We start from the raw sequence: 19,662 nt of genomic DNA on the forward strand, positions 1-19,662 counted from the left end.
TAAAAGAAACTAACTCAAAACTATCAATTAAATCAGTTCTAGTATCCCGGATTTTGGTCGGCCGAGCTAATGTTAATGTTAGCGTCAATTTCAGCTTGAGGTATCGGCAATCTCTCATGTTTGCCTTCTTGAAAACCAGTGCCGGCCAATTCGGTGCTGGCAATGCCCCAACGGATAATATCGTTGAACCTGCACTGCTCACCGGCCAGTTCTACTTTACGCTCGTGTATCAAAGCCTCGAAGACCTCTGCTTGCGATAGGCCCATAGGTAGGGGATCTACCATGGCCCTTTCACGAACCTCGTTGATATAGCCCACGGCTACATCTTGGTCGCCGCCGGGTCTCATACTTTCGCATTCGGCCATCATCAACAGAACATCGGCATATCTTAAGTACTTGAAATTGATACCTGAGGTTTGGTCTTCATTATCATCCTTATAGTAATTGTTATACTTTGCCCAACCGGCATTACCACCTCCGTTACTTGGGAAATGATCAACGGTCAGGGCACTGTCTTTTCCAAACTTGTCACCGTTAACGTAGAACGATTGCTCGAAACGTATGTCGCCGGCCTCATATTCTTCTAAAAGGTCATCGGAAGGAAAGACATTGAACCAATCGTTAAACCCGTATTCTTGGCCTCTAAACGTAGCTTCGTTCGGACCTTCTCCCGATCTGTCGGAGTTCCATTGGGCACCAAACCCAAGATCGTCATCATATTGGATCTCAAAAATCGACTCGACCCCAAATTCCGTTTCTTCCTTGAAATTGTCAAAGTAATCGTCTTCAAGGGCGTAACCGCTAAGGTCGTTGAATTGGGCCATTGCATCTTCGTATTGCTCTAAGAAAAGGTATACTTTACCTAGTAATGCCTGAGCGGCACCTTTGGTGGCCCTACCGTTTTCCGTATTGGCCTTGGTATCAAGTACGGGTATGGCCTCTTTCAGGTCTTTTACGATTTGGGCATAGATCTCCGCTTCGGTGTTCTTGGAAAAACCGACCCCGTCTTCGGGGGGCAAGGTGGTGATCAATGGAGCGTCTCCAAATCGGGTGACGATAAAGAAGTAAAAAAGTCCCCTTAAGAACTTAGCTTCGCCAAGTGCCCTTTGCTTGTCTTCATTGGTCATGACCGATGGTAGAATGGCATTGATGGTCTCTTCGTTCCCTATAACATAATTAGCTTTGTTTATGCCCCTGTAGCAGCTTTCCCAATACGCCCCGATGGCGCCATGTGATGGAGTAAAGGAAAAATCGAGATATTGCCTTTTGTCCGCTTCGAGTTGGGGGTTCCCTCCGTTTTCATGCGCCATATTGTCCATCATAAAGAACATATGACGGCTATAGAGCCCTTGGGTCTGTAAATTGGAGTAAATCGCATTTACTGCAGATTGTACCTGTATGGGGTTTTCAAAGAAGCTATCTGGCAATAACTCGTTAGGGTTGGTCAGCTCCAAGGAATCGTCGTTACAGGAAAGCACCAAGCCTAAAGTGGCGAGAATCGTCAAAAATATTTTATTTTTTTTCATGGTAATTTTTTTTAGAATGATAATTGTACTCCGAGTAAAACTGATTTAGGTTGTGGATAGTTGCCCCTGTCAATTCCCAGTTCATATCTTCGGCTACCTCCATCATTGGTCAACGGGTTTCCGATTTCGGGGTCTAACCCAGAGTAGTCGCTAATGGTTATCAAGTTTTGTCCGCTTACATAAATTCTACATTTGGAAAAATACTTTTCCAGTGAAGTGTTTTCCAAGGTGTACCCTAAAGTAATGTTCTTTAGGCGTGTATAGGATCCGTCTTCAACAAATCTGTCGGAAATCAAGGTAAAGTTCTCATCGGCACCGCCAGCTTGGGGTACGGAGTTCGAAGTTCCCGGCCCTGTCCATCTATTCAGAACATTTGTTCCTGCGTTGAACAATCTGGGCATCCCCTCTAAATCATAGATGTTGGTGTTATAGACATCTACACCCGCTACACCGGAAATGAACATATTCAAGTCGAGTTGCTTGTAGTTGAAGTCTAAGTTTAATCCATAAGTTAAATCAGGGTATGGGTTGCCGATATTGACACGGTCTTGGTCATCGATTTTTCGGTCTCCGTTTTGGTCTACGAAACGGATATCACCGGCATTGTAAGTGACTTCGCCTTTATCGTCGGGAACTTGGTCAAGCACTGCCTCGACTTCGCCCTGTGTCTGGTATATACCATTGGTTTCATAGCCATAGAAGAAGAACAAGGGTTGCCCGACTTCAACACGTGAAATATTTTGCCCTTCAAAAGAGCCACCGGAAAGCGACTCGTTCTCACCTAGTGATTGTACTTCATTGCTAGATGTACCCAAATTAAGGTTGGCCGACCAGGTAAAGTCACCTTCAAAATCGTTATATCCTATATTAAGTTCAAATCCACTTGTTTCAACGGAGCCTACGTTTTCGGTTACTACTCCCGAGTGTATGCCCAAAGAACCCGGTAAGGGGCGGTCCATAAGAAGGTCGTTACTGGTATTGTTGTAATACTCTAAGGCACCTGTGATTTTTCCGTCATAAAAACCAAAATCAAGTCCGATGTTTTTCATGGTAGTTTCCTCCCATTTTAAATCAGGGTTGGCCAATCCGCCCGGAGTGGTACCCGTGGCAAGTCCCTCTCCCAAAGGATAAAAGAAATTGGATAAAAGTGTGGCGCTATATCTATAGTCCTCAATTCTATCGTTTCCTGTAATACCCCAACTTCCTCTAAGTTTTAAGGTGTTGATCGAGGAGTTCTCCAAGAAACTTTCGTTGGCAATGTTCCAACCTAGGGCTACCGATGGAAAAGTACCCCAGCGATTGTTCTCCCCGAAACGCGAAGAAGCATCCCTTCTAATAGAGGCGGCCAGAATGTACTTTTGATCATAATTGTAGTTCAAACGGGCCAAGTAACCTATACGGTTGTATTCGTATGATTTTGATTCTAAGAACGATTGTTCGTTGGAAACTTGGTCAAGCTCGTTGGTAATCGGGTTTTGGCTATTGGAATTCAATAGCTCGTCCGATTGCTCTTGCTTTTCGGCAAGAATTAAAAATTCTAAGTTATGAAGGTCGTTATAAGTCTTTGAGTAATTTAGGCTGTTGGTTAAGATAATCGATTTTCTTAAGCCTGAATTCCTGGTTATAGCGGCAAAATCCGAGCTGTGGGTATTGCCTCCTTCACTGTCGTCGTTATAGGAAGGCCTAAAGATATTGGTGCTTGAATTTCTATATTCCAAACCAACTTGGCTCTTAAAACTAAGCCCTTCAACTATCTCGTATTCACCGAAGAGACTTCCGATAATACCCGAAGATTTGTTTACGTGTTCGCCTAGGGTCTGTACGCGAATCGGGTTTTCGGCATCTTGTCCGTCCGAACCATTGCTAGGGCCCTGAAAACCTTGTAAGTTATTTGGGTTGTAAATAGGGAGGTAAGGAGCTATTTTGATTGCATGTTCCAATAGTGAGCGATCTCCCAAATTCCGTTCCGGGTTCTGCTTGTTGAACGAAACCGCCAAGGTTTCGCCGAACTTGAATTTCCCTAAGGTAAAATTGCTATTGGCACGGAAAGAGAATCTTTCGAAGCCCGTTTCTATAACGGCCCCTTCTTGGTCTAAATAGCCAGCGGAGAACCTGAAATCACTGTTTTCCGAACCGCCGGAAATACCGAGGTCGACTTTTTGCATTACGCCTGTTCTGAATAGCGCATCCTGAAAATCGGTATTGTTACCGGATTGGGATAGGGCCGAAGTAGGGGTAAAGCCAAAGGCATCTTGTGCAAATTGTAAATATTCTTGTGTATTTAAAAGGTCGTACCGTTGATTGGAGTATTGTATACCTGTGTACGAATCGAGGTTGATGACTGTTTTTCCTGTCCTTCTTCCTTTTTTAGTGGTTACCATAACTACACCGTTAGAACCTAAGGACCCATAAATGGCGGTGGTGGAAGCATCTTTCAAGACATTGATCGATTCTATGTCGTTTGGGTTTAAATCACCGAGACCTCCGGCTATGACCCCATCAATAACGTAAAGCGGGTCGTTGTTGTTCATGGTGCCTAACCCCCTAATTCGAACGACGGGCGCTGTACCTGGGGAACCGGAATTCAATACGGTAACCCCGGCAGCCCTACCTTGTAGCGCTTGATCGGCCGTAGCCACGGGAAGGGAGGAAATCTCTTCCGAACCTACCGTGGTTATAGCGCCGGTTACCTCTGCCCGAGATTGTGTGCCGTACCCTACGACCACAACTTCTTCAAGGGCCTGTGCATCTTCCTCGAGGGTTACGTTAATATTGGTTTGGTTGCCTACCGCAACGACTTTGGCGGTCATACCGACATAGGAAAACTCCAGTTTATCGGTGGCGCCTACATTCGATAGGGAATAATTTCCATCAAAATCGGTGGTAGTACCGTTTGTTGTGCCCGAAACAACAATGGTGGCCCCGGGAAGAGGGGTTCCGCTTTCATCGGAAACTACACCGCTGACCGTAGATGTTTGTGAATAGGCAAATTGCCCGATCATTGCAAACATTGCAATGATCGCATGTTTAAGTTTAATCATAATCATTGAGTTTAGTTAGTTAATTTTCAGGTGATTGGCCATGTCACGTCCTCACCCGAGGCAAATGTATATGAAGGGCTTTTCTTGCAGTAAAAGATTTGATGCATATACTAATAGTTATGTTGCATATGGGGTTTTAAATTAGGTAGTTGGTAATATTTGTGGGGTGTGGTAATGAATTCAATGAAAAGTGAATAAGAAAATCGAAAATCTGATAATTGGTTTAAAATGGGGTATAGGCTTGTAATCAAGCTTTCCAATACAAAACGAACTGTGGGTCAATCCAAATGAAACCATAGTGTAATGCATTGAAGGAGGAGGAGTAGGGGGTATCGTATTTGGTGATAGGGATGGCTGTTGAGATCGTAGTGTGGGGGCGTGAATCAGGTGGGGAAGGGGTATAAAAAAAGCCCGTTTCTACGGGCTTTTCATTTTCAATAAGTATATATAGGATTATGATGCCACTTCGGCTTCTACTTTGTCCTCCTTTTTGCTTTTCATCCAAAAATAGAGAATGGTAAAGAGCACAATGAGAATACCGGGAAATATCGTCATGGTCAATAGGGTAGCTTGGCCGGAAACCAATTCCAGTTCGTCACCGGTAAAGCCTTGAGCTGCTGCTTTGGCCTTATCGGCATCAATCCATCCACCGATGATAGGTTGAAATATAGAACTGGAGAACATACCTACGGCACCGAGAATCGAAAGTCCCAAGGCACCACTTTTTGGTATTTTGTCGGCTACGAAACCGATCATGTTCGGCCAGAAATAGGCAACGCCTAAGGCAAAAAAGATGGCGGCAACATAGGCCATTGCCCCTGTTTGCGTACTGAATAAGTAGATGCCGAGGGTAGCTAAGACCGCAGAACCTAAAAGTACCCCGGTCTGGTTGAATTGTTTTACCATATCACCTCCAAAGAAACGGGCAACGGCCATAAGACCCGCCGTCAATGCCAATATGATCATTGGGTTGGCCCCACTTTTAGAGAGGATCAATCCTACCCATTGGTTAGGCCCGAATTCTGAAATAGCGGTTAGGGCCATACAGGCGACCATAAAGAGGAACAAGGGAGAAAGCATAGCCTTGAAGTTTCCACCGAGAGTGGCCGCTTCTTCGACTTTGGCTTTGGGCCATGATTGTCCGAAGAACAAATAGGCATAGACAAGTGTGGGTACAAGGATCAACCAGATTTGGGTTTGCCAGCCAAAATGCATATCGGTCATAAAACTTGAAATAAGACTACCAATGGCAATACCCCCTGGAAACCACATATGAAAACGGTTCATCATGGTGCTCATCCTGTTTCCTTGATAGGCATCGGCTATCATGGGGTTACAGGCAGCTTCGGTACATCCGTTGCCCAAACCTATTAATAGGGTAGAGATCAATAGGCCAATATAGCTTCCTGAATAAATCGTCAATATAATACCTAGTGCATGGGCGAAGAATGCGAACTGCATAATGGCTTTTCCTCCTACCTTGTGATAAATAAGCCCTCCGATAACCATAGACAGGGGAAATCCTAAAAACCACATCGAATTGATAAAACCTAGTTGCTCACCACTAAGGCTTAGTTCTTCCCCTAATTGGGGGAGAATACCCGCCCTGATACTAAAAGAGAATGCGGTGGTGATCAGAGCAAAGCAGCTACCGTAAAAAAGTCTATTGGCGTTTGAGGCCATTCCGTTCGTTGTTGTTTCCATATGATATTGGTTTGTTGTTTTTTATATGATCAGATTGGTAAAAGTAATTTTAATCAAACATTTTTTTACGAAAATCGAAACGAAAGATAAATTAAAAATATGTAATTGATAAAAAAAAAGCGATTTTAACAAGTCTCCCTCATCTCCATATAAAGGGATGTTTTGGGTTTTAAAGTTCTTTAGGGGCTTAATTTTTGTGTTAAATATACACTTATTATTAAAACCTTTGCTATCTTCAAAGTTCCAAATGTCAAGGCTTTAAGTTCAAATACGTCCCGAACCCTTAGTTTAAGTATACTTGACGTAGTATGGGCCATGTATAAAAAAGGGCTTCGTATTACGTTTAAAAAACTAACAATATTTTAATTTTTTGATGGTTTGGCTTTATTTTATTTGGCGATTATGTAAATGATGGGGCATTTGTTTGCCATATTATTTTTATATTCACCAAGCATTGCATTTGTGTTTCGCATTGTAGTTAATTCAGAAATATTCAGGAAATGAAAACAGACAAGACCAAAACCAGTATGACCAAAAAATCAAGAAGAGATTTCGTAAAGAACACCGCCCTTTTTACCGGAGGGGCCATGTTGTTGCCCAACCTGCAGATGAGCGGTATGGCAAATGTATTAGGGGATAAAAAATTAAAACTGGCACTGGTCGGTTGTGGTGGCAGGGGTACTGGCGCCGCGGTACAGGCTTTGACCGCCGATGACAATATAGAGCTTGTGGCTATGGCCGATGCCTTTGAAGACCGCTTAAAAGGCAGTTTGGCGAATATTTCCAAGGCCATGGGCGAGACCAAAAAAATCAATGTAAAGGAAAAGAACCAATTCGTTGGTTTCGATGCGGCCACCAAGGCGATCGATTTGGCCGATGTAGTCATTTTGGCGACGCCACCGGGTTTTCGTCCTCAGCACTTTGAATATGCCGTAAACAATGGGAAGCACGTGTTTATGGAAAAGCCTGTAGCTACCGATGTACCCGGCGTACGTAAGGTATTGGCTGCGGCAAAAAAGGCAAAAGAAAACAAATTGAATGTAGTGGTCGGTCTTCAAAGACACTATCAAGACAGTTATTTGGCGGCTCTAGAACATCTTAATAAAGATGCTATCGGTAAAATTGTTTCTGGACAAGTATACTGGAACAGTGGTGGTGTTTGGGTTCGTGAGCGACAGCCTGGGCAAACTGAACTTGAATATCAAATGCGCAATTGGTACTACTTTAATTGGTTATGTGGAGACCATATTTTAGAGCAGCACATCCATAATATTGACGTAGCCAACTGGTTTATCGGTGAATACCCCATTTCAGCACAGGGTATGGGCGGTAGACAGGTACGTAAAGGAAAAGACCATGGTGAAATTTTCGACCACCATTTTGTAGAGTATACCTACCCTAGTGGAGCGGTCATCGCAAGTCAGTGCCGCCACCAGCCCGAGACTATGAGCAAGGTTTCCGAATTCTTTCAGGGAACCAAGGGTACGGTCTATACCAAAGGGGATACGGCCATCTTAAAAGACTATAGCGGTGGTTCTATATTCGAACATAGGGGAAAAGACGACCCGAATCCATACCAAGTAGAGCATATCAAACTTTTTGAATCGATTAGAAACGGAGGGGTCATAGCCGATGCCGAAAATGGGGCAAAGAGTACTATGAGCGCCATAATGGGTAGAATGGCCACTTACTCTGGAAAAGTCATTAAATGGGATGAAGCCATGCAGTCCAATATCGATTTGGCCCCAGATGAACTAAGTTGGGATTCCCCAGCACCGGTGCAACCCAATGCCGATGGTACGTATAACATACCAAAGCCGGGTGAAACTGTAGTGATATAAATTTACAGATAACACAAAATAAGGATGTCCCTGTTAATAATAGGGACATTTTTTTGCTTCCGTTTTAAAAAAAACAGCTGGGCCTTATTATGATGCTATACCAAAAAAATAGGTTTAACTTTGTTATCCATTTTTGAAATAGAATTATGTACAATATGATTAAGAGTTATATTCCCCTTGCCATTTTTTGTTTGTTAATAGGATGTAAGGAAGAAAAGAAGAACAAGGAGGAAGCAACAGTGTCTACCGAAACAGTGGAGGCGCCCAAGGCAGTGGAGGTCGATACTACGGTAGTCAAGGAAATGCCGGAAGATGTTAGCGCTCCCGAAGGAATGGTGTGGATACCCGGAGCCGTGTTCTCTCAAGGTGCAGTACCGCAAGATAAGGCGGCTATGGATCACGAAAAACCTGCCCATAAAGTAGCGGTAGACGGTTTCTTTATGGATATTACCGAGGTGACCAACGATGAATTTCAAAAATTCGTGGATGAAACAGGCTATAAAACGGTGGCAGAGCGTGAGATCGATTGGGAAGAGATGAAAAAACAGCTTCCTGAAGGTACGCCCAAACCCCATGATAGTATTATGCAGCCTGGTTCCCTGACCTTTAAACAGGCAAAAAGTTCCGTGCCCAATCTTTACGATTTTTCACAATGGTGGAGTTGGACGATAGGGGCAAATTGGAAAAACCCCAATGGCCCAGGCAGTTCCATTAAGGGCAAAGGAAACTATCCTGTAGTACATATTGCATATGAAGATGCCCTGGCCTATTGTGAGTGGGCCAATAGACGTTTGCCTACCGAGGCCGAATGGGAGCGCGCTGCTCGTGGCAACCATTTGAACACTATTTATTTCTGGGGCGATGAGGACGCTAAATTATCGGATAAGGCGAATACTTGGGAAGGGGAATTTCCCGTAACCAATGTCGAGACCGATGGTTTCGGCCTTCGGGCACCCGTTAAGTCGTATCCCGCAAATGATTTTGGGCTATATGATATGGCTGGAAATGTTTGGGAATGGACCAACGATTGGTACAATACCAATTACTACAAAGAACTGAGTACGACCTTCCCTGTGGCCAAAAACCCATTGGGAGCGGATCAGGCCTATAACGAAAGAGATCCCTATGCCAGGGAAAAAGTAATGAAAGGCGGTTCTTTTCTGTGCAATGCCAGTTATTGCGCGAGTTATAGGGTTTCGTCTAGAATGGCTACGAGCCTAGATTCTTCCTTGGAACATTTGGGCTTTAGAACCGTTGCTACCCCTGATATGATCCGCAATTCAAAAAAATAATTTTTTATGCAATTTTTAGAACACTTTACGCCCGAATTGGTGGTGTCATCGCCGGGTAGGATAAACCTTATTGGCGAACATACCGATTATAACATGGGCTATGTTTTGCCAACGGCAATAGAAAAGAACATTACCTTCAGTTTTAAAAAGAACGGCTCCGATAACGAATGTCGTGTTTATAGCAAGACTTACGATACCGGTTTTGAAATAGATTTGAACGCCATTGCCGTTAGCAAGATAGAGTGGGAGAACTATATTCTGGGGGTGCTCAACGAAATTTCAAAGAGAACCGATAAGGTGAGGGGTTTCGATTGTGTGGTAGAGAGTAATTTGCCTACAGGTTCCGGACTCAGTTCTTCCGCTGCTTTAGAATGTGGTCTGGCTTTTGGTCTGAACGAGATCTTTGATCTTGGACTTTCAAAAATTGAAATGGTTCAGCTCTCGCAAACGGCGGAGCATACTTATGTGGGAACACAATGTGGTATAATGGACCAATTTGCCTCTGTAATGAGCGAGGCCGGCAACGTAATTTTATTGGATTGTCGTTCCTTGGACTATAAGCATATTCCAATAGACCTGAATCCGTATAAAATCATACTCCTTAATACCAAGGTCTCGCACAATTTGGCTTCGAGCGAGTATAATACGCGTAAAAAAGAATGCGAAGAAGGGGTAAGTGTTATTCAAAAGAAATATCCCGAGGTGAAATCCTTGAGAGACGTGAATGAAGAAATGTTGCTTTCCAGCAAAGAGGGAATGAGCGAAACCGTATACAAACGTTGTTCTTTTATTGTTAAGGAAAACGACAGGGTTTTGGCCATGGTCGATGCATTGAAGAAAAACAACCTCGATGAAGTCGGTCAAATTCTCTATCGTGCCCATGAAGGCATTAGCAAAGCATATGAAGTAAGCTGCCCCGAATCTGACTTTTTGGTCGATTTTTCAAAAGACAACCCTAAAGTTTTGGGAGCAAGGCAGACCGGTGGAGGTTTCGGTGGATGTACATTGAATATCGTTCACGGGGATGCCGTCGACGATTTTGTCACCCAAGCCGCCAAGGCCTATAAAGAGAAATTCGATATTGACTTGGAAGCTTTTGAAGTACAGCCAAGTGGGGGTACCCATATTATCAACTAATAAAAAGGTCGATTTATTAAAATCGACCTTTTTTATTTTTAGTGCGGAAGAGACGGTTATTGTACCGTACTGTTCATAAGGGCCTCTTCCAAGGCCAATTTTTTGTGTCTGCTCAACGGAATGGAGTGTCCGCATACTTCAACTTGTGAACCGTTGAACTTCTCAACCTTGTTTAGGTTAATGATATACGACTTGTGTACCCTAAGGAATTGGTCTTCGGGCAATTTGTCGATAAAGGCCTTCATGGTCGATAAGATCAAAATGTTCTCGTCATCGGTAACTACTTTAATGTAATCGCCCAACCCTTCTACCCATTTAATATCGCTTAAGAGTAGTTTTACCTTTTTTAGTTTACTGTTCACAAAAATAAAATCTTCTTCCTTTTCCATAGGAACAACCTTGTTCTGTATAGCCTTCTTTATGGCAATATTAAAACGGCCTTGGGAAATAGGTTTAAGAAGATAATCGGTAACATCGTAATCAAAAGCTTGCATGGCATATTCGGCTTTGCCCGTAATAAGAATAATCTGGGGCCTGTTTTCAAGCGATTCTATGAATTGAAAACCATTTACAAGCGGCATTTCTATATCGAGAAAAACAAGGTCGACCTCGTTTTTTTCCATATGCTTCTGAGCCTCTATTGCATTTTTATAATCGGCCAAAAAACGCAGGTTAATGTGGTTTTTGATAAGTTGGGCAACTGCGGTACGCTGAGTCTTCGAATCGTCGATAACTACACACGTTAATTTTACGGAGTTCATAATCAGAGGATTATTTAAAAAGTATAACTTCTTAAAGAGGTTAAATATTCATTAAACTAATCACCTTTTTTTACAGTTGTGGGGCCATATAAAAATATAGGTAAGCTTTTGCAAATATAGAGTTTAATATTTTATTGACGAATCTATAGCAAATCATTACGTATTTTGGGAATAAATTTATCTATATGTAGGGTAAAACTGATAGAAGTCATGTTTTAGATATTTAGAATGCCATAATTTTATTCCTATAAACAAGAAACTATGCTCAAAGTTCTATTACCGACAGATTTTTCCGAAAACTCAAAAAATGCAATTCGTTATGCCTTGCATTTCTATAAAGATGTTGCCTGCACTTTTTATTTGTTGCATACCTATACTCCGGCAGCTCAGCGGATCGATTATATTCTCGGCTCACCGGGTCAAATTGGCTTGGGCGATACTTGGAAGGTAGAGGCCGAAAGTGAAATAAACGAGCTAAGTGAAGAATTGGAAAGTGACGATACCAATCTTAGTCACCAGTTTGTGACCCATGTGGCATTTGAATCCTTGGGAGCGGAAGTGCAAAAAATGGTCCTAAATGAGCAGATAGATATAATTGTGATGGGGACCCAGGGCGCGACAGGGGCAAAAGCGACATTTTTAGGTACAAAAACGGTTGACGTATTAAAAGAGGCCACTTGTCCAATGCTGATCGTTCCGAACGGATATACCTATCAATTGGTTAAAAATGTTGCTTTTGTAACCAATTACAAGAGAAACTTCTCTGCCGATATTCTAGACCCCATAAAGCAGGTACTTTCTCGCTTTGGTGCATCCATGCATATCATGCACATATTCGAAGAAGAACGCTTGAACCGTCTTCAAGAATCGAATAGGAACACTTTGGAGACCTATTTGGAAGAATTCAAGCCCTCTTTTCATTGGATGCCCAATTTTGGAAACAAAACAAAAGGTATTCAGGTATTTTTAAAGGAATTGGACATCGATTTGTTGACGATGTTCAAATACAATCACGACTTTATAGAGAAACTAACCCATGAACCTGTAATCAAAAAAGTTAGTTTTTGCGTAGACATTCCTTTTATGGTCGTTCCGGTAGAGGAATAGTCCATTGTATCTTTCCGTATAGATTTGTCGATTATGGCCTAGGCTACCTAGGACCGTTCCTCTGAAAGTATGGATTTTATCCGGAAGATTGAGGACGTTATGCGTTAGAAATTTGGTTTTTGAACAATTTTTATGTGAAAAACCAAACAGTAAAAATAGTGTCCAGAACCTTTGGGGCACGACTATAGTTGACTATATCGCGGTTTGTAAGTACTGTAATCTAAACCGACCAATACACAAAACTTTTGATAACTTTTACAACAGGCTTTTTGCAAAAAAGTTACATTTGTTCATTAACTATCTAAAATGAGTATTTGATTATGTCTGAGAAAATAGAAAGGCTGAAAACGTTGATTATAGGATCGGGACCTGCGGGTTATACCGCGGCTATTTATGCAGCCCGTGCAGATTTGAAACCAGTGGTATATACAGGGATGGAGCCCGGAGGGCAATTGACCACTACCACGGAGGTCGATAATTTTCCAGGGTATCCAGAAGGTATAGACGGCCCAAGTATGATGGTCCAATTACAGCAACAGGCCGAACGTTTCGGAACCGAGGTTCGTATAGGTATGGTCACGGCGGTTGAGTTGAGCGATACCGTTGGAGGAATACACAAGGTGACCATCGATGATAGTAAGACTATAGAAGCGGAGACCATTATTATTTCTACCGGGGCCTCTGCCAAATATTTGAACATACCGAGTGAGCAGCGTCTAAGGGGTGGGGGAGTTTCTGCCTGTGCCGTTTGTGACGGGTTTTTCTATAAGGGTCAAGATGTAGCAATTGTTGGTGCCGGTGATACCGCTGCCGAAGAAGCTTCGTATCTGGCCAATATATGTAATAAAGTGACCATGTTGATCCGAAAAGACCATATGCGGGCCTCTAAGGCTATGCAACATCGTGTCCAAAGCATTAAAAATATCGAGATCAGGTATAATACCGAAGTCGATGAAGTGTTAGGTGACCAAGTGGTCGAAGGGTTGCGTATGGTGAATAATCAGACAGGGGAAAAAGAGGATATTGCCATTACGGGACTCTTTATTGCCATCGGGCATAAACCCAATACCGATATATTCAAGGGGCAATTGGATATGGATGAAACCGGTTATATTATAACCAAAGGAAAGTCTACCAAAACCAATAAACCAGGTGTTTTTGCTAGTGGTGATGCACAAGATAAGGAATATCGTCAAGCGGTTACCGCTGCAGGTACGGGCTGTATGGCCGCACTAGATGCGGAACGTTATCTGGCAACGGTTGAAACCCCACAGGAAACAGTGTAGAATACCTTATATAATATAAGAAAAAAGCTGCGTTTCGCAGCTTTTTTTATTTGTGGCCATCAATGGTTTAATCGAGGCGTTTGTAGTTTTCTGAATTGATTCTATTTCCTTCCTCGTCCGTGAAAATTTGGCTGTACCTGTCTTTTTCCAGTAGCAGTTCCATATCCCATAGCATATCCGAATTGGTGATCTTACGCATAGAGGCGGACATGTATTCCAATTTTTCGGTTAAGGTACTGTCGGTGGTCTCGTAAGAACCATAGCCGAACCACTCGACGGAATCATTGGGTACATAACGGGTCCACATTACTTTGCCGTTGTAATACATTTTAATTTGGCGGTAACCATCGGCGATCAATAAGGTGTCGGAGGGGGTTACCCCGTCTTCATAGTTGTAGAAACTGACCAACTCCCATGTACCTTCAATTGTAGGGTGAAAGTTTGCTGTAGGATGGTATTCGGTGGCGGAAATCATTAAAAGCGAGAAGATGAGTATCGTGATTAATTTTTTCATGGCAAGTGTTTTTAAGGTTACTGAACAAGGGGTATGTAATATCGGACAGTAAAAACGAACAGTCCGTAAAGGAATCGGGTTTAATCTATTCTCCGGTAATTTTCCGAAGCAATGCGTCCTCCGTCTTCATCCAATGAAATTTGGGTATAGGTGTTGTTCTTTAATTGAAGCTCCATACGCCATACCATATCGGGATTAGCTATTTTTCGCATGGAAGCCGACATATATTCCAGTTTTTCCATAAGGGAATTATCCGTGGTCTCGTAAGAGCCATAGCCGAACCATTCAACCGTTTTGTTAGGGGTATAGCGCGTCCACATGATTTTTCCGTTATAGAACATTTTGATCTGGTGGTATCCCTTTTCGGGGGTGAGTGTATCGGTAACGTTTTCACCGTCGTAGTTGTAGCGGCTGACCAATTCCCAAGTACCTTCTATCGTTGGGTGAAGTTCGGGAACGTTCTTCGGGTTCTTTGTTGCTGAGATGAGCAGAAGCATCATTAGAGCCAATCCTATAAGCTGTTTCATAGTAGTGTTATTTTAGGTGGATAAGCGGTTTTGTACCAATAAGTTACAACAAATTTTAGGAAAATCGTATTTTTTGTAACAGAAAATTGAGATATTGATACTGTAGGTAAAATCTTTCATATTATGTGTTTGAAAATTCAAAGAATATAAAAACAGCATATTCATAATTAGAGGAAGTTATTTTACAGAAGTGTGATTTTTCCTTCGGAGCGTTAAGTGTCTGTTAATTATTCGCTAATTTTATTAGATAAACTAACTCTAAATACACATGAAAAATATTACACTAGTAATGTTTGTCCTCTTGTGTTCTTACACTTCTTTCGGACAAACAATTTCGGGCAGCGTCACAGATGCAGAAAATGTTCCGTTACCGGGAGTCTCCATTGTAGTCGAACGAACGAACAAGGGAGGAACCACGGATTTTGATGGAAAATACACAATAACCGCTTCTCAAGGTGATGTTTTGAGCTTTTCATATATTGGTATGAAAACTAAGAGGGTTACAATCGGTAGTAATCAAACTATTAATGTAGTTCTTGAAGAAGATGCACAGCAATTGAGCGAGGTTGTAGTAACAGCTTTTGGTTTGGAAAAGGAAACGAAGACCCTCGGTTATGCTGTACAAAAAGTTGATGCTGATGAGTTAACACTGGCAGGAAACGTTAACCCCTTGGAAACCCTTCAGGGTAGGGTTGCCGGTGTCCAAATCAATCGAACATCTGGGGCTGCAGGTGGGGGTGTTGATATTTTGATACGAGGTGTGACTTCCGTAAATCCTGGTAGGGATAACCAACCTTTAATAATTGTTGATGGTATCGCGCTTAACAACGATACCTTTGCGGGTAATGTACTTCCTAGTGCAGGTTCTAATGCTTCAGGTAGTAACGAACAATTCTCTTTCTCGAACAGGGCAGGGGATATTAACCCCGAAGATATAGAAAGCTTCAATGTGCTTAAGGGGGCCGCAGCGACATCTTTATATGGTATTCGAGCTTCTAACGGAGCCATTGTAATTACTACTAAAAAGGGAAGACAAGGGAAGGTCAAAGTTGGGGTAACGGCATCTACAACAGTTAGAGAGGTTAGAAAAACACCAACTTTGCAGACTACATACCGTGAAGGCCATCGTACCTCAAGAATACCTGCGGTTGAAGACCCTAGTCAACCTAACGGCTATAATTATTATGCGGGCTTTTCATTTTATTCTTGGGGAGTTCCTTATACCGATGATTCTTTTGCTTTGGAAGATGGAACGGTCATAGACCTTAGCAATGATAGCTTCAACGACCCTTATGATTTTTTTAAAACTGGAGTAAATACTCAGATTAACTTTAATTTGAGTGGGGCAACGGATAAGCTTGATTATTATCTGTCAGCTGGGAAAAGTAGTGATGAAGGCATTGAGCCAAATACATCTTATGATAAAATTAATTTCCGTTTTAAGGGAGGATATAAGGTAAATGATAAGTTTAATGTAAATTCTTCAATCGCTTTTACAAATTCAGGAGGGACCCGTGGAACTGGTGGGGACAAATCTATTTACAGTGCCTTGTCCTACTGGTCTGCAACTTTTGATGTAAATGATTATTTGTTACCTGATGGAAGCGAAAAAAATTATACTGATGGTATTGCGGATAATCCAAGATATCTTGCAGAAACAAGTAATCTGAAAGATGATGTAAATAGATGGGTAGGTAACATTACGTTAAATTGGAACCCTGCGGAATGGGCTAATATTTCATATGCTGTACAGGTAGATAACTACTCGGATCTTCGTAACCGTTTTGTACCGCCGGATGTAGATGCCGGTTCTCAAATCGGCGGATTCTTGGTAAATGAGAATATCAATTTTACTGGGGTCGAATCAAATTTGTTAGCCACTTTCACTAAAGATTTTTCCGAAGATTTCTCATCTACGCTTACGGTTGGTCATCAACTATCCGATACCAAGACAAACTACTCTTATCTCAGGGGGGAGGGATTGAATCTTCCTGGTATCAAGGAAATTAGTAATACCACTAATCTTTTTGGGGATAAAACGGTAACTCAGTTAAGAAATATGGGTGTTTTTGGAGATTTAAGATTTGGTTATAAAGATGTTCTGTTTTTATCTGTAACCGGACGTAATGACTGGATTTCGGTTATGCCTCCAAAAAACAGATCATTTTTTTACCCATCGGTAAGCCTATCTTATTTATTTAACGACCTATTGGATCCAGAAGGAAAATTCTTCACTTTTGGAAAACTAAGAGGTTCTTGGGCACAAGTGGGTAAAGGTCCGAACTTCGGACAGATTGGACAGTACTTTATAAAAGACAGTGACTTTCCTTTTAGTGGGGCCGGGGGCTTTAGGGCTAGTACTCAGTTTGGTGATACTGAACTTATTCCCGAGAGAAGCAATACTTTGGAAGTAGGTGCCGATTTACGTTTTTGGGATAATCGCATAAGGCTTGATTATTCTTATTATAACACTAAAGTAAGAGATCAGATATTTCCCGTAGGTTCGGCATATTCTTCGGGTCTGTCTAGTGTTATTAGAAATGCAGGAGATTATAAAACATGGGGACATGAGTTTTTATTGAGTGCAAAACTTATCAGTGGCGAAACCTTTAATTGGGAATCAGTCGTCAACTTTTCAACAACGGCAGGGGAAGTAACGGCTATACCTGAAGATTTGGATGAGATTGTATTTTATGATGATTTCATTACGGGAAAAGCTAAAGTCGGTGATGAATTGGGAGCCTTATATGGTTGGGTGTTTCAAACGGCACCTGACGGGCAACGTTATGTGGATGATAGTGGATACTGGGTAGTAACAGGTTCTGAGAACTCTGGGTATTACTTTGAAGGCGAAAATGCAAAAGTTCTCGTAGGGAATGCATTTCCAGATTACATATTGTCTATGTCCAATTATTTCAAATACAAGAATTTTGGTTTAAACTTCTTGATTGAGTATAAGGCAGGAGGGGACTTATATGACCGTGGTTTAAGAAATTCTCTCAGAAATGGTAACCTTGCGTTAACCGAATTCCGTGATAAGACAAAGATTCTAGAAGGTGTTGTGTCAGATGGAAGTGGTGGCTTTGTACCAAATACGAAGCCAGCTTTAATTAATGCAGATGATTTTTATAGAAGTAGTTCGGTCTACAGTGCGGCTTCAGAAGTATTACTGCAAGATGGTTCTTGGGTAAAACTTCGAAATATTGGAGTTTCTTATGACATGCCTAAAGAATTTGTTAGACGTATAGGATTGACTAAAGTAGCTGTAAATGCTAGTGCGAATAACATCATATTGTGGACACCTTTTGATGGGTTCGACCCCGAAAGTAACCAGTTTAGCGCCGGAAGCAATATTTACGGCTTTACAGGTTTGACTACTCCATTAACGCAGAATTATTCACTTGGCCTTAGCCTTGAATTCTAAAAAAAAAACAGATGAAAAAGTTTTATATATCTATCATATCGTTAGCCTTTTTGGCCTTAGGTTGTAGCGATGAATATTTTGATGTAAATGTACCGTCCGGCTCTGCGACCGAAGATCAATTGGGGATGAACGATTTGTTGGCCCCGGCTATTTATCATACGGTAATGGCGCAGTATTATGCAGAAAGGAGTTTTGGTAATTATACTCAGTATTTTACAGGTCAAGGAGGAACAACAATCGGTACTACATCAATAGGGAGTACATGGAGTAATATATATTTATACGCCTTGCCGAATATAAAGACCATATTAAACAAAGCTGAAGAAACAGGGTCTAATCACTTTAGGGGAATTGCAAAGGTATTGACGGCTATTAATCTCGGTCTGGCCACGGATAGTTATGGGAGTATCCCTTATTCGGAAGCTTTTCAGGGTACAGAAAACCTTAAACCTGTATTTGATTCACAAGAATCTATTTATTCGAGTATTAATCTGCTTTTGAGTGATGCCATATCGGACCTTGACCAGGCAAACGCTTCGGAATTTTTACCTACTACTGGAGATATTGTATATGGGGGCGATGCAGATAAATGGCTTCGTGCAGCCTATACGTTAAAGGCAAGGTATGCTTTGCATCTAACAGAAGTAAATGGAGTAGAAGCTGCTAATGCGGCATTACTGAGTTTGAAAAACGGTTTCATATCCAACGATGATGATTTTGAAATAAATTTTGAGGAGCGAAATATAAACCCTTGGCATTCACGAGAAGTTTTAGCTGAGAGAACCGGTAATGTACACGATAAGATTGGTGATCAATTGGTAAGTTACATGAACGGAACTTCCTATCCTTTTGAAAGTGGCATGCTGCTCTTTGACCCCCGCCTTCCTGTGTATGCGGACAATGAAGGGGATGAAGGAAGCCCTTATAGAGGTTATGTAAGTGGTGGAGGAGGAATTTCATCTGACGGAGAAGATGCAAATACTGATTTCGCAGATGATGGTTTTTATACTTCGATAGATTCTCCTATTGGTGTAATTACATATGCAGAAGCACTCTTTATTAGGGCAGAAGCTGAATTTTTGGTAAACGGAGGTACAGAAACAAGTTTAGGTTCTACTGCTGATGCCTATACGGCTTATTTGATGGGTATTGAGGCTAATATGAATAAGTTAGGCGTTGATGGATCTGCATACTTGGAAGATGGCGCTATTGCGGTAGGGGAGACTAATTTGATGTTACATCACATTATGAAGGAAAAATATATTGCCAATTTTTTAAATGCAGAAACATATGTTGATTTTAGAAGATATGATTTTTCATCAGATGTGTTTAAAGATTTGGAACTGCCGTTAGATAATGCAGAAACAGAATTCCCCGGGGCTTGGTTTGTTCGGGCATCTTACCCTGATCAAGAAGAAACTAGGAATCCAGAAAATGTTCAGGCTAATAAAAAATCACCTATCGATCCAGTATGGTGGGATAAAGACTAAATACAATTGACA

At 41.8% G+C, this 19,662-nt stretch carries 13 protein-coding genes; 7 read left to right on the forward strand and 6 right to left on the reverse strand.

Translation table 11 applies throughout. The features are described 5' to 3' along the window. Nucleotides 1–38 precede the first annotated feature (38 nt). The 3 genes from B4Q04_RS12715 to B4Q04_RS12725 all read right to left on the reverse strand — a co-directional run bounded on the left by B4Q04_RS12715 (nucleotide 39) and on the right by B4Q04_RS12725 (nucleotide 6,271). Nucleotides 39–1,526 carry a RagB/SusD family nutrient uptake outer membrane protein gene (locus B4Q04_RS12715; RefSeq protein ID WP_088697036.1) on the reverse strand — a complete coding sequence of 496 codons (1,488 nt, stop codon included), beginning with the start codon at nucleotides 1,524–1,526 and terminating at the stop codon, nucleotides 39–41. Between the two features lie 11 nt (nucleotides 1,527–1,537). Beyond that, nucleotides 1,538–4,567, reverse strand: coding sequence for a SusC/RagA family TonB-linked outer membrane protein (locus B4Q04_RS12720; RefSeq protein ID WP_236631017.1), 3,030 nt, complete (start codon nucleotides 4,565–4,567; stop codon nucleotides 1,538–1,540). A 453-nt stretch (nucleotides 4,568–5,020) separates the two neighbouring features. Next, on the reverse strand, nucleotides 5,021–6,271 hold the full coding sequence (locus B4Q04_RS12725) for an MFS transporter (protein WP_013991543.1): 1,251 nt from the start codon (nucleotides 6,269–6,271) through the stop codon (nucleotides 5,021–5,023). A 500-nt stretch (nucleotides 6,272–6,771) separates the two neighbouring features. Between B4Q04_RS12725 and B4Q04_RS12730 the strand changes: the two genes are divergently transcribed. The 3 genes from B4Q04_RS12730 (at nucleotide 6,772) to galK (ending at nucleotide 10,541) form a co-directional block, all read left to right on the forward strand. Then, entirely contained in the window at nucleotides 6,772–8,112 is a 1,341-nt protein-coding gene (locus B4Q04_RS12730; protein ID WP_013991542.1) for a Gfo/Idh/MocA family protein, read from the forward strand. A 155-nt stretch (nucleotides 8,113–8,267) separates the two neighbouring features. Beyond that, nucleotides 8,268–9,404, forward strand: coding sequence for a formylglycine-generating enzyme family protein (locus B4Q04_RS12735; RefSeq protein ID WP_236631018.1), 1,137 nt, complete (start codon nucleotides 8,268–8,270; stop codon nucleotides 9,402–9,404). Nucleotides 9,405–9,410: 6 nt separating this feature from the next. Beyond that, nucleotides 9,411–10,541 carry a galactokinase gene (galK, locus tag B4Q04_RS12740; RefSeq protein ID WP_088697039.1) on the forward strand — a complete coding sequence of 377 codons (1,131 nt, stop codon included), beginning with the start codon at nucleotides 9,411–9,413 and terminating at the stop codon, nucleotides 10,539–10,541. A gap of 56 nt (nucleotides 10,542–10,597) precedes the next feature. Here the strand turns inward: galK and B4Q04_RS12745 are convergent, their stop codons facing one another. Then, nucleotides 10,598–11,302, reverse strand: coding sequence for a LytR/AlgR family response regulator transcription factor (locus B4Q04_RS12745; RefSeq protein ID WP_013991539.1), 705 nt, complete (start codon nucleotides 11,300–11,302; stop codon nucleotides 10,598–10,600). Nucleotides 11,303–11,563: 261 nt separating this feature from the next. On the opposite strand from B4Q04_RS12745, the gene B4Q04_RS12750 reads away from it, so the two are divergent. Next, complete coding sequence (locus B4Q04_RS12750) at nucleotides 11,564–12,409, forward strand: universal stress protein (protein WP_088697040.1); 846 nt, start codon at nucleotides 11,564–11,566, stop codon at nucleotides 12,407–12,409. A gap of 320 nt (nucleotides 12,410–12,729) precedes the next feature. Beyond that, nucleotides 12,730–13,695: a thioredoxin-disulfide reductase gene (gene trxB, locus B4Q04_RS12755; RefSeq protein WP_013991537.1), complete on the forward strand. Its 966-nt coding sequence runs from the start codon at nucleotides 12,730–12,732 to the stop codon at nucleotides 13,693–13,695. 67 nt (nucleotides 13,696–13,762) lie between these two features. Here trxB and B4Q04_RS12760 read toward each other — a convergent pair whose 3' ends face one another. Then, nucleotides 13,763–14,209, reverse strand: a complete 447-nt coding sequence (locus B4Q04_RS12760; RefSeq protein WP_088697041.1) for a hypothetical protein — start codon at nucleotides 14,207–14,209, stop codon at nucleotides 13,763–13,765. A gap of 80 nt (nucleotides 14,210–14,289) precedes the next feature. Beyond that, on the reverse strand, nucleotides 14,290–14,736 hold the full coding sequence (locus tag B4Q04_RS12765; RefSeq protein ID WP_046287261.1) for a hypothetical protein: 447 nt from the start codon (nucleotides 14,734–14,736) through the stop codon (nucleotides 14,290–14,292). 268 nt (nucleotides 14,737–15,004) lie between these two features. Between B4Q04_RS12765 and B4Q04_RS12770 the strand changes: the two genes are divergently transcribed. Next, entirely contained in the window at nucleotides 15,005–18,160 is a 3,156-nt protein-coding gene (locus tag B4Q04_RS12770; RefSeq protein ID WP_088697042.1) for a SusC/RagA family TonB-linked outer membrane protein, read from the forward strand. An 11-nt stretch (nucleotides 18,161–18,171) separates the two neighbouring features. Beyond that, nucleotides 18,172–19,650 carry a SusD/RagB family nutrient-binding outer membrane lipoprotein gene (locus B4Q04_RS12775; RefSeq protein ID WP_013991532.1) on the forward strand — a complete coding sequence of 493 codons (1,479 nt, stop codon included), beginning with the start codon at nucleotides 18,172–18,174 and terminating at the stop codon, nucleotides 19,648–19,650. Nucleotides 19,651–19,662: the final 12 nt, after the last annotated feature.

Source organism: Zobellia sp. OII3 (assembly GCF_002211465.1).
In the GTDB taxonomy this organism is placed as follows: domain Bacteria; phylum Bacteroidota; class Bacteroidia; order Flavobacteriales; family Flavobacteriaceae; genus Zobellia; species Zobellia galactanivorans.

Bases quoted from the DNA above. Each gene is read 5' to 3' on its own strand.
- B4Q04_RS12760 (WP_088697041.1), bottom strand. From the start codon at position 14,209: ATGAAAAAATTAATCACGATACTCATCTTCTCGCTTTTAATGATTTCC.
- B4Q04_RS12730 (WP_013991542.1), top strand. From the start codon at position 6,772: ATGAAAACAGACAAGACCAAAACCAGTATGACCAAAAAATCAAGAAGA.
- B4Q04_RS12735 (WP_236631018.1), top strand. From the start codon at position 8,268: ATGATTAAGAGTTATATTCCCCTTGCCATTTTTTGTTTGTTAATAGGA.
- B4Q04_RS12720 (WP_236631017.1), bottom strand. From the start codon at position 4,567: ATGATTAAACTTAAACATGCGATCATTGCAATGTTTGCAATGATCGGG.
- B4Q04_RS12745 (WP_013991539.1), bottom strand. From the start codon at position 11,302: ATGAACTCCGTAAAATTAACGTGTGTAGTTATCGACGATTCGAAGACT.
- B4Q04_RS12775 (WP_013991532.1), top strand. From the start codon at position 18,172: ATGAAAAAGTTTTATATATCTATCATATCGTTAGCCTTTTTGGCCTTA.
- B4Q04_RS12765 (WP_046287261.1), bottom strand. From the start codon at position 14,736: ATGAAACAGCTTATAGGATTGGCTCTAATGATGCTTCTGCTCATCTCA.
- galK (WP_088697039.1), top strand. From the start codon at position 9,411: ATGCAATTTTTAGAACACTTTACGCCCGAATTGGTGGTGTCATCGCCG.
- B4Q04_RS12725 (WP_013991543.1), bottom strand. From the start codon at position 6,271: ATGGAAACAACAACGAACGGAATGGCCTCAAACGCCAATAGACTTTTT.
- B4Q04_RS12715 (WP_088697036.1), bottom strand. From the start codon at position 1,526: ATGAAAAAAAATAAAATATTTTTGACGATTCTCGCCACTTTAGGCTTG.
- B4Q04_RS12770 (WP_088697042.1), top strand. From the start codon at position 15,005: ATGAAAAATATTACACTAGTAATGTTTGTCCTCTTGTGTTCTTACACT.
- B4Q04_RS12750 (WP_088697040.1), top strand. From the start codon at position 11,564: ATGCTCAAAGTTCTATTACCGACAGATTTTTCCGAAAACTCAAAAAAT.
- trxB (WP_013991537.1), top strand. From the start codon at position 12,730: ATGTCTGAGAAAATAGAAAGGCTGAAAACGTTGATTATAGGATCGGGA.